17 protein-coding genes are annotated in these 14,424 nt (G+C 56.8%); 14 read left to right on the top strand and 3 right to left on the bottom strand.

The features are described 5' to 3' along the window. The first annotated feature begins 61 nt into the window (after positions 1–61). Entirely contained in the window at positions 62–313 is a 252-nt protein-coding gene (locus Q1B21_RS20845; protein ID WP_298937796.1) for a GlsB/YeaQ/YmgE family stress response membrane protein, read from the top strand. 42 nt (positions 314–355) lie between these two features. Here Q1B21_RS20845 and Q1B21_RS20840 read toward each other — a convergent pair whose 3' ends face one another. Further along, a complete protein-coding gene (locus Q1B21_RS20840) occupies positions 356–1,195 on the bottom strand; it encodes a universal stress protein (RefSeq protein WP_299892807.1) in 840 nt (279 codons plus the stop codon). Between the two features lie 201 nt (positions 1,196–1,396). Here Q1B21_RS20840 and ccoN point away from each other — a divergent pair, with 201 nt between their 5' ends. The 4 genes from ccoN to ccoP are packed head-to-tail and all read left to right on the top strand — an operon-like array spanning position 1,397 to position 4,855. Beyond that, on the top strand, positions 1,397–3,004 hold the full coding sequence (ccoN, locus tag Q1B21_RS20835) for a cytochrome-c oxidase, cbb3-type subunit I (RefSeq protein ID WP_299892805.1): 1,608 nt from the start codon (positions 1,397–1,399) through the stop codon (positions 3,002–3,004). Between the two features lie 14 nt (positions 3,005–3,018). Continuing rightward, complete coding sequence (gene ccoO / locus Q1B21_RS20830) at positions 3,019–3,747, top strand: cytochrome-c oxidase, cbb3-type subunit II (RefSeq protein ID WP_299892803.1); 729 nt, start codon at positions 3,019–3,021, stop codon at positions 3,745–3,747. Between the two features lie 11 nt (positions 3,748–3,758). Beyond that, positions 3,759–3,995: a cbb3-type cytochrome c oxidase subunit 3 gene (locus Q1B21_RS20825; protein WP_299892801.1), complete on the top strand. Its 237-nt coding sequence runs from the start codon at positions 3,759–3,761 to the stop codon at positions 3,993–3,995. After that, entirely contained in the window at positions 3,992–4,855 is an 864-nt protein-coding gene (gene ccoP / locus Q1B21_RS20820; RefSeq protein ID WP_299084716.1) for a cytochrome-c oxidase, cbb3-type subunit III, read from the top strand. Before Q1B21_RS20825 ends, ccoP begins: the two co-directional genes overlap by 4 nt. A gap of 148 nt (positions 4,856–5,003) precedes the next feature. Here ccoP and Q1B21_RS20815 read toward each other — a convergent pair whose 3' ends face one another. Further along, positions 5,004–5,162 carry a hypothetical protein gene (locus Q1B21_RS20815; RefSeq protein ID WP_299892799.1) on the bottom strand — a complete coding sequence of 53 codons (159 nt, stop codon included), beginning with the start codon at positions 5,160–5,162 and terminating at the stop codon, positions 5,004–5,006. 100 nt (positions 5,163–5,262) lie between these two features. Between Q1B21_RS20815 and Q1B21_RS20810 the strand changes: the two genes are divergently transcribed. From Q1B21_RS20810 to nusG, 7 genes are all read left to right on the top strand, one after another. Further along, positions 5,263–6,141 carry a LysR family transcriptional regulator gene (locus Q1B21_RS20810; protein WP_299892797.1) on the top strand — a complete coding sequence of 293 codons (879 nt, stop codon included), beginning with the start codon at positions 5,263–5,265 and terminating at the stop codon, positions 6,139–6,141. A gap of 98 nt (positions 6,142–6,239) precedes the next feature. Beyond that, positions 6,240–7,667 carry a cytochrome c oxidase accessory protein CcoG gene (gene ccoG, locus Q1B21_RS20805; RefSeq protein ID WP_299892795.1) on the top strand — a complete coding sequence of 476 codons (1,428 nt, stop codon included), beginning with the start codon at positions 6,240–6,242 and terminating at the stop codon, positions 7,665–7,667. Between the two features lie 2 nt (positions 7,668–7,669). Then, on the top strand, positions 7,670–8,128 hold the full coding sequence (locus tag Q1B21_RS20800) for a FixH family protein (protein WP_298937805.1): 459 nt from the start codon (positions 7,670–7,672) through the stop codon (positions 8,126–8,128). A gap of 4 nt (positions 8,129–8,132) precedes the next feature. Continuing rightward, complete coding sequence (locus Q1B21_RS20795; protein WP_299892793.1) at positions 8,133–10,310, top strand: heavy metal translocating P-type ATPase; 2,178 nt, start codon at positions 8,133–8,135, stop codon at positions 10,308–10,310. A gap of 5 nt (positions 10,311–10,315) precedes the next feature. Beyond that, entirely contained in the window at positions 10,316–10,474 is a 159-nt protein-coding gene (gene ccoS, locus Q1B21_RS20790; protein WP_120633941.1) for a cbb3-type cytochrome oxidase assembly protein CcoS, read from the top strand. Between the two features lie 99 nt (positions 10,475–10,573). Further along, complete coding sequence (gene secE / locus Q1B21_RS20785) at positions 10,574–10,771, top strand: preprotein translocase subunit SecE (protein WP_120633940.1); 198 nt, start codon at positions 10,574–10,576, stop codon at positions 10,769–10,771. Between the two features lie 235 nt (positions 10,772–11,006). Continuing rightward, positions 11,007–11,540: a transcription termination/antitermination protein NusG gene (gene nusG / locus Q1B21_RS20780; RefSeq protein ID WP_298937808.1), complete on the top strand. Its 534-nt coding sequence runs from the start codon at positions 11,007–11,009 to the stop codon at positions 11,538–11,540. 98 nt (positions 11,541–11,638) lie between these two features. Here nusG and Q1B21_RS20775 read toward each other — a convergent pair whose 3' ends face one another. Then, positions 11,639–12,862 (bottom strand): peptidoglycan-binding domain-containing protein, encoded by a 1,224-nt coding sequence (locus Q1B21_RS20775; RefSeq protein ID WP_299084702.1) that lies wholly within the window; start codon positions 12,860–12,862, stop codon positions 11,639–11,641. A 383-nt stretch (positions 12,863–13,245) separates the two neighbouring features. Here Q1B21_RS20775 and rplK point away from each other — a divergent pair, with 383 nt between their 5' ends. Next, positions 13,246–13,695, top strand: coding sequence for a 50S ribosomal protein L11 (rplK, locus tag Q1B21_RS20770; protein WP_085823307.1), 450 nt, complete (start codon positions 13,246–13,248; stop codon positions 13,693–13,695). A 1-nt stretch (position 13,696) separates the two neighbouring features. Then, on the top strand, positions 13,697–14,395 hold the full coding sequence (gene rplA, locus Q1B21_RS20765) for a 50S ribosomal protein L1 (RefSeq protein ID WP_299084699.1): 699 nt from the start codon (positions 13,697–13,699) through the stop codon (positions 14,393–14,395). Positions 14,396–14,424: the final 29 nt, after the last annotated feature.

The raw sequence follows: 14,424 nt of genomic DNA, 5'->3' as shown, positions 1-14,424 counted from the left end.
GTGACCCCGAACTGCAGCCGTGATCTACTGGTCGGGATGAAACGAATATCAGGAGCAGCGCATGACATTCAGTAGCCTATTGGCCATGATTTTGATCGGTGCAATCGCCGGTTGGCTGTCGGGCAAGATCATGGAAGGCCGGGGTTTTGGCCTGATCGGAAACATAATTGTCGGGATCGTCGGGGCCTTTCTTGCGGGTTTGATTTTCCCGGCACTTGGGTTCGCTGTGGGCGGCGGCTTGATCTCGTCGATACTGTTTGCCACGGTCGGAGCCGTGATCTTGCTGTTCTTGATCGGATTGATACGACGCTGATAGACAAGCCGCCTTGTCAGGCGGCTTGTTGAATTTCTCAGATCAGTGGGCGAGGAAGACCGGCACGACCGACTGTTCCAGCATATTGCGCGTTGCGCCGCCCAGAATGGCCTCGCGGAATCGCGAATGGCCATAAGCCCCCATGATGATCAAATCTGATTCGGTGTCTAACGCGTGACGGTTCAGAATGTCGGACACTCGGGTCATGGTTTTGCTGAGCACTTCGATCTCGCATTTTACGCCGTGCCGCGCCAGCATCTGGGATAACAGTCCACCGGGATCTGACCGATCCGGGCCATGGCGCGGAGGGTCGATCACCACGATATGCGCCAAGTCAGCGTGTTTGAGGAAAGGCAAGGCGCGGCGAATGGCTCGCATGGCTTCGACGCTCTCGTTCCAGGCAATCATCACTTTGCGCGGCTCAGAAAACGGCTCGGCGTCGTTAGGAACCACCAGAACAGGCGCGTGACCTTCGAACATGGCCGCTTCGATTATCGGCTCTGCCTCGGCACCCGGATCCTCGCCATAGGGATGGGGAAGGACCACCAGATCTGAGAACCGTGCCCTGTGTGCCACATGGCGCCCGATATCCGCAATTTGCGCAACGCCGTTTTCAGCAGACCAGCGAATACCGGTTTTTCCCAGAAAATCCTTAGCGAAATTCAGCACCTCATCCGCTTCGGCGTTGGCACGGCTTAGCGTTTCCTGAAGGATCAAAGCGTTGGCGCCAGCATAGTAATAACCGGTCTGACTGCGATCCACGCCCAGACATAGCGCTTCGGCGTGGGCATCCTGTGCTTCGGCCAATGCCGCCAGCTGAGCCAATGCTGCCTGAGCTGTTTTTGTTTCGGTCATAACTGTGAGAAGAGATTTGTAGCCCATATCGACCTCATATTTTGAGCATTTGGTCCCATGCGACCAGGTAACCCATCCATCAGCTTATGCGTGTCATAGATTTCGGGCTATTGTCTTGACACAGATCAAAGCAGCGTTGGTCGCTGTCCGACAAAACAGCAACCAGACAAAAGGGTCTTGCGCGGCGAGGGAATCGGAATCGTGTGAGGCAATTCAAAGGGACGCAAAATGTCGAATTACATCAAGCTGATCGTGCTTGGGCTGGTCGTGCTGTTCGCCGCGATCGGGACCAACTACGCACGGGATTTGGCGTATCAGGTGCATGCGGTACTGGTGATGTTGATTGCCGGTGGGCTGTTCATCTGGACGCTGCGCAACACCGATGAGCCAGATATCCTTGTTGACCGCTCGTCAGAGTACATGGATGACGTGATACGTTACGGCGTGATCGCGACGGCCTTTTGGGGTGTGGTTGGGTTCCTAGCCGGAACTTTCATCGCGTTTCAGCTGGCTTTTCCTGAGCTAAACTTTGAATGGGCGCAGGGGTACCTGAATTTTGGGCGCCTGCGGCCCCTGCACACTTCGGCCGTGATTTTTGCCTTTGGCGGCAATGCACTGATCGCAACCTCGTTCTATGTGGTTCAGCGGACCAGTGCAGCGCGCCTTTGGGGCGGCAACCTCGCGTGGTTTGTTTTCTGGGGATACCAGCTGTTCATTGTCCTGGCCGCGACCGGCTATGTGTTGGGCGGTACCCAATCCAAGGAATATGCCGAGCCTGAGTGGTATGTAGATCTGTGGCTGACTGTCGTGTGGGTGGCTTACCTTGCTGTCTATCTGGGCACGATCGTCAAGCGGAAAGAGCCCCATATCTACGTGGCAAACTGGTTCTATCTGGCCTTTATCGTCACCGTCGCGATGCTGCATCTGGTCAACAACATGACCGTCCCTGTCAGCATCTGGGGTTCGAAATCCGTTATCGTCTGGTCGGGTGTGCAAGACGCCATGATCCAGTGGTGGTACGGTCACAACGCTGTGGGCTTTTTCCTGACTGCGGGCTTCCTGGGGATGATGTACTATTTCATCCCGAAGCAGGCCGAACGTCCGGTGTTCAGCTACAAGCTGTCGATCATCCACTTCTGGGCATTGATCTTCCTGTATATCTGGGCCGGTCCGCACCACCTGCATTATACCGCGCTGCCTGACTGGGCTTCGACGCTGGGCATGGTGTTCTCGATCGTGCTGTGGATGCCGTCCTGGGGGGGTATGATCAACGGTCTGATGACCCTGTCGGGTGCATGGGACAAACTGCGCACCGACCCGATCATCCGCATGATGGTGATCTCGGTGGGCTTCTACGGCATGTCCACTTTTGAGGGTCCGATGATGTCGATCCGCGCGGTCAACTCGCTGAGCCACTATACGGACTGGACCATTGGTCACGTGCATTCGGGTGCGCTGGGCTGGAATGGCATGATCACCTTTGGTGCTCTGTACTTCCTCGTGCCTGTTCTGTGGAAGCGCGAGCGTCTTTACTCGCTACAAATGGTCAGTTGGCACTTCTGGCTCGCGACCATTGGCATCGTTCTGTATGCCGCGTCTATGTGGGTCACCGGTATCATGGAAGGCCTGATGTGGCGGGAAGTGGATGCCAACGGCTTCCTGGTGAACTCGTTCGCCGACACCGTCGCGGCCAAGTTCCCGATGTATGTGGTCCGCGGTCTGGGTGGGGTTCTGTTCCTCGCTGGCTCGGTGATCATGTGCTACAACCTGTGGATGACTGTACGGAAAGCGCCGGCCAAAGAGGCCAGCCTGACCGTCGCGGTCCCGGCTGAATAAGGAGGGCCGGAGCAATGGCAATTCTCGACAAACATAAGATCCTCGAGACCAACGCGACCCTCCTGCTGATCTTCAGCTTTTTGGTCGTAACCATCGGTGGCATCGTACAGATCACCCCGTTGTTCTATCTTGAGAACACCATTGAGAAGGTGGAGGGCATGCGCCCTTACACCCCTCTCGAGATGGCGGGGCGTGACATTTACATCCGCGAAGGCTGCTATGTCTGCCACAGCCAAATGATCCGTCCGATGCGGGATGAGGTCGAACGCTATGGCCACTATTCGCTGGCGGCTGAATCGATGTATGACCATCCGTTCCAGTGGGGATCGAAACGCACCGGGCCAGACCTGGCGCGAGTCGGTGGCCGCTACTCGGATCAGTGGCATGTGGACCACCTGCGCGATGCGCAATCCGTAGTGCCGGAATCTGTGATGCCCAAATACGGCTTCCTCGAAAATCGTAGGATTGACGGCAGATACATCGGCGACGTCATGGCTGCGAACGCTCTGGTCGGGACACCTTACACCGATGAAATGCTCGAGAATGCCGTGCTGGATTTCCGCGCGCAGGCCGACCCAGACAGCGACTATGACGGCCTGTTGGAGCGCTATGGCGAAAAGGTCAATGTTCGGAACTTTGATGGCCAGCCCGAGCTGACCGAAGCCGATGCACTGATCGCTTACCTGCAGATGCTGGGTACATTGGTCGACTTCTCGACCTTCACCCCAGATGCAAACCGTTAAAGGAGGGTGTGATGGAAGAATACACGATCCTTAGGCAGTTCGCGGACAGCTGGATGTTGCTTTTGTTGTTCGTCTTTTTCATTGGCATCGTCATCTGGGTTTTCCGCCCCGGTGCAAGCAAAGAATACAAGGACACCGCCAACATCCCGTTCCGGCACGCCGATGCGCCAGCGCCCCTGCGGGGCGACGATGAAGCTGCGCCCCGCGCGGGCGACAAACCCGCCGAATCCAAGGAGGCGAGTAAATGAGCAAGACACCTGAAAAACAGCCGGGTGATCCGAACACCACTGGCCACACCTGGGACGGGATCGAGGAATTCGATAACCCAATGCCACGCTGGTGGTTGTGGACCTTCTATGTCACCATCATCTGGGCCGTCATCTACACGATCATGTATCCCGCATGGCCTTTGGTGCAGTCCGCGACTGCAGGTGTTCTGGGTTGGTCCTCGCGTGAACTGGTGCAGCAGGAAATGGTCGCCTTTGAAGAGGCAAATGCACCGTGGAATGCCAAGTTGGTCGAAACCCCATTGGAAGACATCGCCAGGGATGCAGAGCTGCAACAATACGCGGTGAACGCGGGCGGTGCCGTATTCCGCACATGGTGCGCACAGTGCCATGGTTCAGGCGCGCAAGGCGCGACGGGCTTTCCGAACCTGTTGGATGACGCGTGGCTTTGGGGCGGTACGTTGGATGACATCGTAACCACCGTGAGCTATGGCATCCGTAGCGAGGAAAGCGACGACACACGGTATTCCGAGATGCCCGCTTTTGGCGAGATACTAGAGCCGGAAGAGATCACTCAGGTGGTGCAATACGTGATGTCGCTGACAAATGCCCAAAGCGATGATGCGGCTGCACAGGCCGGCAAGGTGGTCTTTGAAGACAATTGTTCGGCCTGCCACGGAGAAGATGGCGCCGGTGATGTCATCCAGGGCGCACCGAACCTGACAGACGCGATCTGGCTTTATGGCGGCAGCGAAGAGGCATTGACCGAAACGGTCAAGTACAGCCGCTTCGGCATTATGCCGCCCTGGGATACCCGATTGACCGAGGCACAAATCCGCGCTGTGTCGGCTTATGTTCACCAATTGGGTGGCGGCCAGTAACGGATAAAGAATACCTCCGGGCGGTCCACCGCCCAGAGGTTAGGGCACCGGCTGTTCCATCTGTTCGCGCGTTTCCAGAACAGCCGGTGCTACTTTTTTAGACTACATCTCCGACCGGATCCGGTCCAGACGCGTGACGTCCCCACCCTCAATGGCGTGGAGCTTTGCCGCCGCGGGTGTCTTCTTTCCACCAATGCGCGTCCGGCAGCCAACGTCTTTGTGGGGTGTCTTCGCGACGCGCGTAATTGTCATCCGGCTCAAGCATTCGAGTGGCGTTCATGAAAGTTCTGGCAAAGACCGAGAGCATCGGGTCTCTCCTCTGATTGTGTTGGAACAGTCTCAGGATTGATCTTCGGGCTAAAAAATGCGACTCAATTGCAATTCGTATATGTAAGAGGAAATTACATATGGATTGGCTCAACCTGCCGCCGCTGGCTTCGCTCAGAGCCTTTTCAGCCTTCGCCGAAAAGGGTGGGGTGGTGCCGGCCGGGGCTGCGCTAAATGTCAGCCATGCTGCAATAAGCCAACAGTTGCGTGCCTTGGAGAAGCATATGGGTGTCGGCTTGTTGGACCGAACTGGAAAGTCGTTGTCGCTGACCACAGAAGGGCAGCAACTGGCACGCGCTTTGCAACTTGGGTTTGGTTCAATTGGTACCGCTGTCGAGGATTTGATGCGGACGGGCCAAGAGCGTCCGGTCCATGTTTCACTGACCGCATCCTTTGCTGCGTTCTGGCTGATGCCGCGCCTGCCGGTTTTTCAAGCCGAACATCCTGACGTGAATCTGGCGCTCGACCCGACCCCGCACCTTGTCACGCTAAGTCCCGGTGGGGTGGATGTTGCAATCCGATACGGTGTAGGCGGCTGGCCCGGAGTCGACGCCGAGATGTTGCTGGAAACGCCATTTGTCATTGTTGCTGCACCCAGTCTGTTGGGGGGAAAGACCTCGTGGACGCCAAAAGATCTTGACAAACTGCCATGGCTAGAGGAATTCGGAACGACTGAGGCGACGACATGGCTGGCCAAACGCGGCGTGGATCATGGGCCCAGCGCCGGAAGTATCTCTCTTCCGGGGAATTTGCTGCTGGAAGGGCTTCGCGCGGGCCAAGGCGTGACGGCGACCGTGCGACATTTCGTCGAGCACGACATCGCTGCGGGGCGACTGATCGAACTGTATGCCGAACCTGAAGGCAGCGGATATCACGTTTTAACTGGTAAAACGCCTGTCAGACCCGCTGTGAAGACATTTGTGAAATGGCTCAAACGTCAGGCGCAAGAAATGTGCTAAAAGATGTTTGTTCGATGCGCGTTTTGACCCATGTCAAAGTCTATCAACACATGATCTGGAAAAAGCGTCGTCAGAACATCCATTAGTGGAGCCAGCCAGTGAGCGAGTCCGACCCCGCACCCAGCCTGTACGCCCCTCGAGAGCCTATCTTTCCAAGGCGCGTATCCGGTCCGTTTCGCAATCTGAAATGGATCATACTTCTGGTCACGCTGGGTATCTATTATGTGACACCATGGATCAGATGGGATCGTGGCCCCAGCCTGCCAGATCAGGCGGTCCTTTTGGATTTGGCAAACCGCCGGTTTTACTTTTTCTGGATCGAGATCTGGCCGCACGAGTTCTATTTTGTGGCGGGGCTACTGATCATGGCGGGCCTTGGCCTGTTCCTGTTCACCTCGGCCCTTGGTCGCGTGTGGTGCGGCTATGCCTGCCCACAGACCGTCTGGACAGATCTTTTCATTCTGGTCGAGCGCTGGATCGAAGGGGACCGGAATGCGCGGCTGCGATTGCAGCGGCAAGAGAAAATGGATCTCCGAAAAGCCCGGCTGCGGCTGACGAAATGGGTATCCTGGTTTCTGATTGGTCTGGCCACGGGCGGCGCCTGGGTCTTCTATTTCGCCGATGCCCCAACCTTGGCGCGGGATCTTGTGACAGGCAATGCGCATCCGGTGGCCTACACGACTATGCTGATCCTGACAGGAACGACCTTTTTCTTCGGCGGGTTCGCCCGCGAGCAGATTTGCATCTACGCCTGCCCCTGGCCGCGTATTCAGGCTGCAATGATGGATGAAGATACGCTTGTGGTCGGCTATCGCGAATGGCGGGGGGAGCCTCGTGGCAAAGGTAAGCGGACGACCGATTCAGAGCTAGGTGATTGCATCGATTGCATGGCCTGCGTGAATGTCTGCCCTGTGGGCATCGACATACGGGATGGTCAGCAGCTCGAATGCATCACATGTGCCCTATGTATCGACGCGTGCGACGACATGATGGCCAAGATTGGCAAACCCCGAGGTCTGATCGACTATATGGCGCTGAGTGACGAGACCCGCGAACGGTCCGGTGAGCCACCCAGAAGTGTTTGGAAACACGTCTTCCGTCCCCGTACAGTCATGTACACGGCGCTTTGGTCTTTGGTGGGATTTGCGCTGATGTTTGCCTTGTTCATCCGCTCGGACATCGATCTGACCGTCGCACCGGTGCGAAACCCAACTTTCGTGACCCTTTCGGATGGCACGATCCGCAATACCTATGACGTTCGGCTGCGCAACAAACATGGCGAGGACCGGTTGTTCAAGCTGTCTCTGGCCGGCGATCCTGCCATGAAACTGGCAATTGAGGGTACGGAGATTGATACTGTGAACGTCACCGCGGATACTGCACAATTGACCCGCGTTTATATAGTCTCTTCCAAGGATACGGCACCTGCGAGCGCTGATACAACGCCGGTACGGATCTGGGTGGAAGATCTGAGCAGCGGAGAACGCGCCTACAAAGACACCACGTTCAATGGACGAGGAAACTGATCATGGCTGAACGAAAATTCACTGGAAAGCATGCTCTTGCGGTTTTTATCGCTGCGTTCACCGTCATCATAGGTGTTAACCTCGTGCTGGCTTACAGCGCGGTCAAAACCTTTCCGGGGCTTGAGGTCAAGAACTCTTACGTGGCCAGTCAGGAGTTCAACACGCGTCTGAAAGAGCATCAGGCGCTGGGCTGGGAAATTCGGGCTGAGGCCAAAGGTGGGCTTTTGATCCTGCATATCACCGACCAAAGTGGCGCACCGGTTCAGGTGGCCGAGCTTCAGGCTGTCGTCGGGCGTGCAACCCATGTGCGCGATGATTTCACGCCTGATTTTTCGTTCGACGGGACAGCTTATGCCACACCCGCCACATTGGGTGAAGGAAACTGGAACGTCCGATTGGTAGCGCGTGATCGCGACGGAGCAGAGTTTGCGCAGCGCGTTCCGTTTTATGTGAAGGGCTAGGGCTGTGGCAGCGCATCTTTCTTCCGGTACAGCGGCTTGTCCGGGTTGCATTGCTGCCCCGTCAGAGCCTGCGCGCCCAATTCCGGAAGATGTGCAAATTGCCCTGTCTCTGCCGGGCATTCATTGTTCGGCCTGCATTGCGACAGTTGAGCGAGAATTGAATGCCCATCCCGGGGTTGAAGATGCGCGCGTGAATCTGACGCTTAAGCGCGCCATGATCAAAGCTATACCCGAGACCTCGGCCGCTGATCTGATCCCTGTGTTGGAACGCGCAGGGTTTGAGGCGCATGAATTGGACCCCGGCGCTTTGTCAGCCACGCAGACCAACAAGGCCGGGCGCGATTTATTGATGAGGTTGGCAGTTGCCGGGTTCGCCTCAATGAATGTGATGTTGCTGTCTGTCTCGGTCTGGTCTGGGGCAAGCGATGCAACGCGCGACATGTTCCATTGGATTTCGGCTGCGATTGCCTTGCCAGCGATTGCCTTTTCCGCGCAGCCATTCTTTGCCAACGCCTGGAGTGCGCTACGCGTCAGACGGCTGAATATGGATGTGCCAATTGTGTTGGCGATTCTGCTGGCGCTGGTCACATCGCTTTGGGAAACTGCGCTTAGTGGCGAGCATGCATATTTTGACGCTGCTTTGACCCTGACCTTCTTTTTGCTGGCCGGGCGCTATCTGGATTATCGCACACGGGCCGCAGCGCGATCTGCCGCTGAGGAGTTGACAGCGCTTGAGGTTCCCCGCGCCATTCGTGTCGTGGATGGGGTCGAAGAAGAAGTCGCCGTCGCCACGTTGAATTTGGGTGACCTGATCCTCGTGCGCCCCGGGGGGCGGATGCCGGTCGATGGTCAAATCGTTTCTGGCCAGTCTGAACTGGATCGTTCATTATTGACCGGTGAAACATTGCCCGTGTTTGCTGAAACCGGCCACTCGGTCAGTGCGGGCGAGGTTAACCTGACAGGGCCGCTTACGATCCGTGCGACGGCGGTGGGCGAAGATACCTCATTGCACCGCATGGCTGATCTGGTTGCCATCGCCGAATCCGGTCGGTCGCGATACACATCGCTGGCGGACAAGGCTGCCAAGCTTTACGCGCCGGGTGTTCACATCCTGTCAGCGCTCAGCTTTGTGGGCTGGTTTATCTACTCCGGTGATCTGCGAACGGCACTGAACATCGCCGCAGCGGTTCTGATAATCACCTGCCCTTGCGCTTTGGGGCTGGCAGTACCTGCGGTCACAACTGCTGCATCGGGCCGGTTGTTTCGCAAGGGAATGCTGATCAAACATGCGACTGCGCTCGAACGATTGTCCGAAGTGGACACAGTTGTCTTTGACAAAACAGGAACGCTCACGTCAGGGACGCCTGAGCTGACAAATCTGGACGCGCATTCCCGCGGGGATCTTGAAGTGGCTCTTGCTCTGGCCGAAGCCTCGGCACATCCGCTATCTGCAGCGTTGGCCAAAGCGGCCCGTGTGGCGGGTGTAAAACCTGCCGATCTGCGCGAGATTACCGAGATTCCCGGATACGGAACCGAAGGTGAATTGCATGGTCAGCGTGTACGCCTGGGGCGCGCCGCCTGGGTGGGTGGTGAACAAAGTGTGGCAACCACCGCCTGGTTGGCAATTGGCGACAACGCTCCGGTGGCCTTCGAGTTTTCGGATGCTTTACGTCAAGGCGCGTTTGACGCGGTTCAGGCGTTTCTGTCAGCAGGCAAAGACGTCATTCTGATCTCGGGCGACTCGCAAGGCGCGGTGAATGCAATGGCCGACAAGCTGCGGATCGAAACGTGGACGGCCGAAGCCTTACCACGGGATAAGGCGCAACGCATTCAGGAACTCGGCAATCAAGGACATCGCGTGCTGATGGTGGGCGACGGCCTGAATGACACCGCCGCACTTGCCGCAGCTCATGTTTCAATCTCTCCGGCATCAGCGCTGGATGCAGCCCGTGTTGCATCAGATATCGTGCTGCTGGGTAACGATCTTTCACCGATTGCAGAGGCCTGCGACACTGCGGTCAAAGCCACCCGGCGCATTCGTGAGAATTTTCAAATAGCGACCGTCTATAACGTGATCGCCGTGCCGCTTGCGGTGGCTGGTCTGGCGACGCCCTTGATCGCAGCCTTGGCGATGTCGACCTCATCGATTACGGTATCTTTGAACGCGCTGCGGCTGAGGTGATGTGAATGGACGTTCTCGCCTATCTGATCCCGATTTCACTGTTTCTGGGCGGAGTTGGTCTGGTTGCATTTGTCTATACCGTGCGTTCCAATCAGTACGAAGATCCCGAAGGCGATGCGCGCCGGATCTTGAGCGACGAATGGGACGATAAACCCAAGCCCTGATCAGCGCAGGCCCAAAACCAGAGTTGATCCAACTGCCCTTGAAATTGCCGCAATGCCCGGCTATGTCCCGCCCATCCGCTAGCAGAGAGATAACGCCAAATGGCTACCACCAACCCGATCCAGTTCATTCAGCAAGTCCGTGCCGAAGTTGCAAAGGTCGTCTGGCCCACGCGGCGCGAGGTGCTGTTGACCACGGTCATGGTGTTCATCATGGCAGCTTTAACGGCTGTGTTCTTCGCGCTGGTTGATCTGGGTATTCGTGGTGGTCTGCAGCTGATCCTGACCTCCTTCGGATAAGGCGGATTTTTCGGGGCCAAAACGCTGCTGAAATTGCAATGCAATTGCCTCTGCCCTCTTGCACAGTGCGCGATGTCAGAGTAGGTGACGCGGTACCTTTTGGGATAGGCGTGCGGCGATTCGGACTGCGCGCCGCTTTTTATTCCGAACGACGCGGTGGCTCCGCGACAGGATTTTAATTCAGGCTGTGTCCGAAAATGTGATGCGGTCTAATGCAAACAAGGACGACAGGTTCATGGCGAAACGGTGGTACTCGGTCAGCGTTCTTTCGAATTTCGAAAAGAAGATCGCAGAGCAGATCCGCACGTCGGTGGCTGAACAGGGCCTTGAGGACGATATCGACGAAGTGCTGGTGCCCACCGAAGAGGTGATTGAAGTGCGCCGGGGCAAGAAAGTCACGACTGAACGCCGCTTCATGCCCGGCTATGTGCTGGTTCATATGGAAATGTCCGATCAGGGATATCACCTGGTTAACTCGATCAACCGTGTCACCGGGTTTCTTGGCCCGCAAGGTCGCCCGATGCCGATGCGCGACGCCGAGGTCAACCAGATCCTCAATCGCGTTCAGGAAGGCGAAGACGCACCCAAGCTGATGATCACCTTTGAGGTTGGCGAGAAGGTCAAGGTCAACGACGGCCCGTTCGAGGATTTTGACGGCATGGTCGAAGGCGTGGACGACGACGCTCAGAAGCTGAAAGTTTCGGTCTCGATCTTTGGTCGGGAGACTCCTGTCGAGCTGGACTTTACGCAAGTCACTAAACAGAGCTAAGCACGTTTCTCGCGAAATTTGAAACGCCGCGATGCAACAGGCAACGCGGCGTTTTTTGTTTGGGTCCTACAGCGGTCGATACCGTTTTGCGTATCGCCTCATTGCGCCTGAATCATAGCCGCGCGCAAGAGTTGCGGACGGTCAGTCTGCGACGGCAAGAAGACAGCTTGCGATCCGGCGTCCAGTGCCGAAAGGCTCGAATCATACCATTGCATCGCAAGATCTCGGCGTTCCTGAACGCCGAAGCCTTCACGCAGGTGATGCCCAACGAGCTCTCCATAGGCGGGTTCACCCATTGCAACAAGCATCAGCGCAGAGCCAACCGCAGCATCCATGTTGTCCTGACGGTAGCCCATCGCCAGACAAACCTTGCTCGTTGCGGCAAGATCTTCGGGGCTAAGCCCGGAGTCCAGTGCAAGCTTGCGTATCTGGGTTTCAGCCTCTGTTTTTGAGCTGATGGACAGAGCGTCAACTTGTGGTGCCAACATCTCACCATAAGAGTCACATTGCGCGGCCACCTGATCCGGCGTCAGCCCCTGGATGTCCTGCATAAGATCTTCGCCACGCGCCATCGCGTAACTACGGGCAAGGCAGAACTGCTCGCTGAGCGCGAAATCAGGATCAGACATGTTCGACAAAGTTGTGTAGCCACCATTGGTCGAGGTTTGCAGCATTACCCCGCTGCAGCGATTGGCCAGCGACGGGCCCCCGGTACCGCCAGAAAACAGGCTCGGAAGGCTCGCGGTTGTTGTTTCAGCGGTGTTTGTCTCGGGCTCGGCTGCTTGGGGCTTGATAACCGGGATAGCTTGAGCCGGAGCCTGAGGCGCTGCTGCCAAAGAAGAACCTGTTTGAACTTGACGGCGGTACTCCATCAGAAGCGGTTGGCCCGACAGTTGAGTGGCCGCCTGTCCGCCGCTCGTTGCCCAGTAATAGGCCTGCTGCAGGAAGTCATACTGATAAGGCTGAAAGTCATAGCCACTTACAGGATAGCCCATTGATGCCTGGTAGCGTTCGATTGCTGTGCGGGTGCCGCGACCAACCTGACCATCGACCCGACCAGCATTGTAGCCGAAGTAATTGAGGGCCGTCTGAGTCTGCGCACCTTGCGTGGTCGAGGGTATACCCTGTCGGTAGGTACGGGTGGTTCTTGTTGTTGTCCGGGCCTGTTTCTTTTTCTGCTGGTCCCTGCCGATCGCGTAGCCTATGACGCCGCCAACGACAGCACCGCCCAGGATTTCACCAGCGTCAGCCCGCGCGGTCTGCGGGGCAGTCGCGGTAAGAGACAGCGCGACCCCTAGCGTTACAATGAAACGAATGATCATAATTAACCTCCACCAAAAAAATATCCAATCTCGCAGAGTATAGCACAGCCGCCAGTATTGTCGTGTTACGTGCGCGAAAATCCTGGTTGGGGACTGCATATCTAAATTTTTTACTGTATTAATGGTTTCTTAGCGGCGTTCACAAACACATGCGCAATGGTCCGCATTCCGTGAGCCGGTGACAATCCGCTCAGCGTTCGATTCGATGTTATCGGATTGGGTCGCCGACCACTTGCCAACCCCACCGATCCCCTGTAGACGCCGCCTCTATCGTCTTTGGGCGAGATTCTCTCGTGGGAGATTGCCGGGATCGCGATCCCGGATCGGACCGCGCAACATAAACCGGGTGGGACGCGTCCCATCTACGTTGAAAGGAAAACCAAATGGCCAAGAAGCTTGCTGGTACAATGAAACTGCAGGTTCCTGCAGGTCAGGCGAACCCGTCGCCGCCAGTTGGTCCGGCGCTGGGTCAGCGCGGCATCAACATCATGGAATTCTGCAAGGCGTTCAACGCCAAGACCGCAGACATGGAGCAGGGCGCACCTTGCCCGACCGTAATCACCTATTATCAGGACAAGTCCTTCACCATGGACATCAAGACGCCGCCTGCGTCTTATTACCTGAAAAAAGCAGCTGGCCTGAAGCCGGTTGGCAAGCGTAACCGCCCTCGTGGTGCGGAAAACCCAGGTCGTGAGACCGTGGCATCCGTGACCTCGAAGCAGGTGCGTGAAATCGCCGAAGCCAAAATGAAAGATCTGAACGCCAACGACGTCGAAGGCGCAATGCAGATCATCCTGGGCTCGGCCCGCTCTATGGGCATCGAGGTGAAGTAAGATGGCAAAACTCGGTAAACGTACGCGCACTGCGCGCGAAGCATTCGCTGGCAAGGCAGATCTGTCGGTCGAAGAAGCGGTTGCACTGGTCAAAGCCCACGCAACTTCGAAGTTTGACGAAACCGTCGAGATTGCTCTGAACCTGGGCGTTGACACCCGTCACGCAGACCAGATGGTTCGCGGCGTTGTTGGCCTGCCCAATGGCACCGGCAAAACGATGCGCGTCGCTGTGTTCGCTCGCGGCCCCAAGGCTGACGAAGCAAAAGAAGCTGGCGCCGATATCGTTGGTGCAGAGGATCTGATGGAAACCGTTCAGGGTGGCACGATCGAATTCGATCGCTGCATCGCGACCCCGGACATGATGCCCGTTGTTGGCCGTCTGGGTAAAGTTCTGGGCCCCCGCAACCTGATGCCAAACCCTAAAGTTGGCACCGTAACCATGGACGTGAAAGCGGCCGTGGAAGCAGCCAAGGGTGGCGAGGTTCAGTTCAAAGCGGAAAAAGGTGGCGTTGTGCACGCCGGTGTTGGAAAAGCTTCGTTCGAGGAAGCCAAGCTGGTCGAAAACGTCCGCGCCTTTATCTCGGCCGTGGCCAAAGCCAAACCCGCAGGTGCCAAGGGCACCTACATGAAGAAAATCGCGCTGAGCTCGACCATGGGCCCTGGCGTGACTTTGGACGTGGCGACGGCTTCGGGCGAGTAAGCCCTAGCTTTTAGTTGTCACAGAATTAG

Source organism: uncultured Ruegeria sp. (assembly GCF_947504215.1).
Lineage (GTDB): Bacteria > Pseudomonadota > Alphaproteobacteria > Rhodobacterales > Rhodobacteraceae > Ruegeria.
The sequence above is the reverse complement of the archived record's forward strand: the minus strand, read 5'-3'. Positions and strand labels throughout refer to the sequence as shown.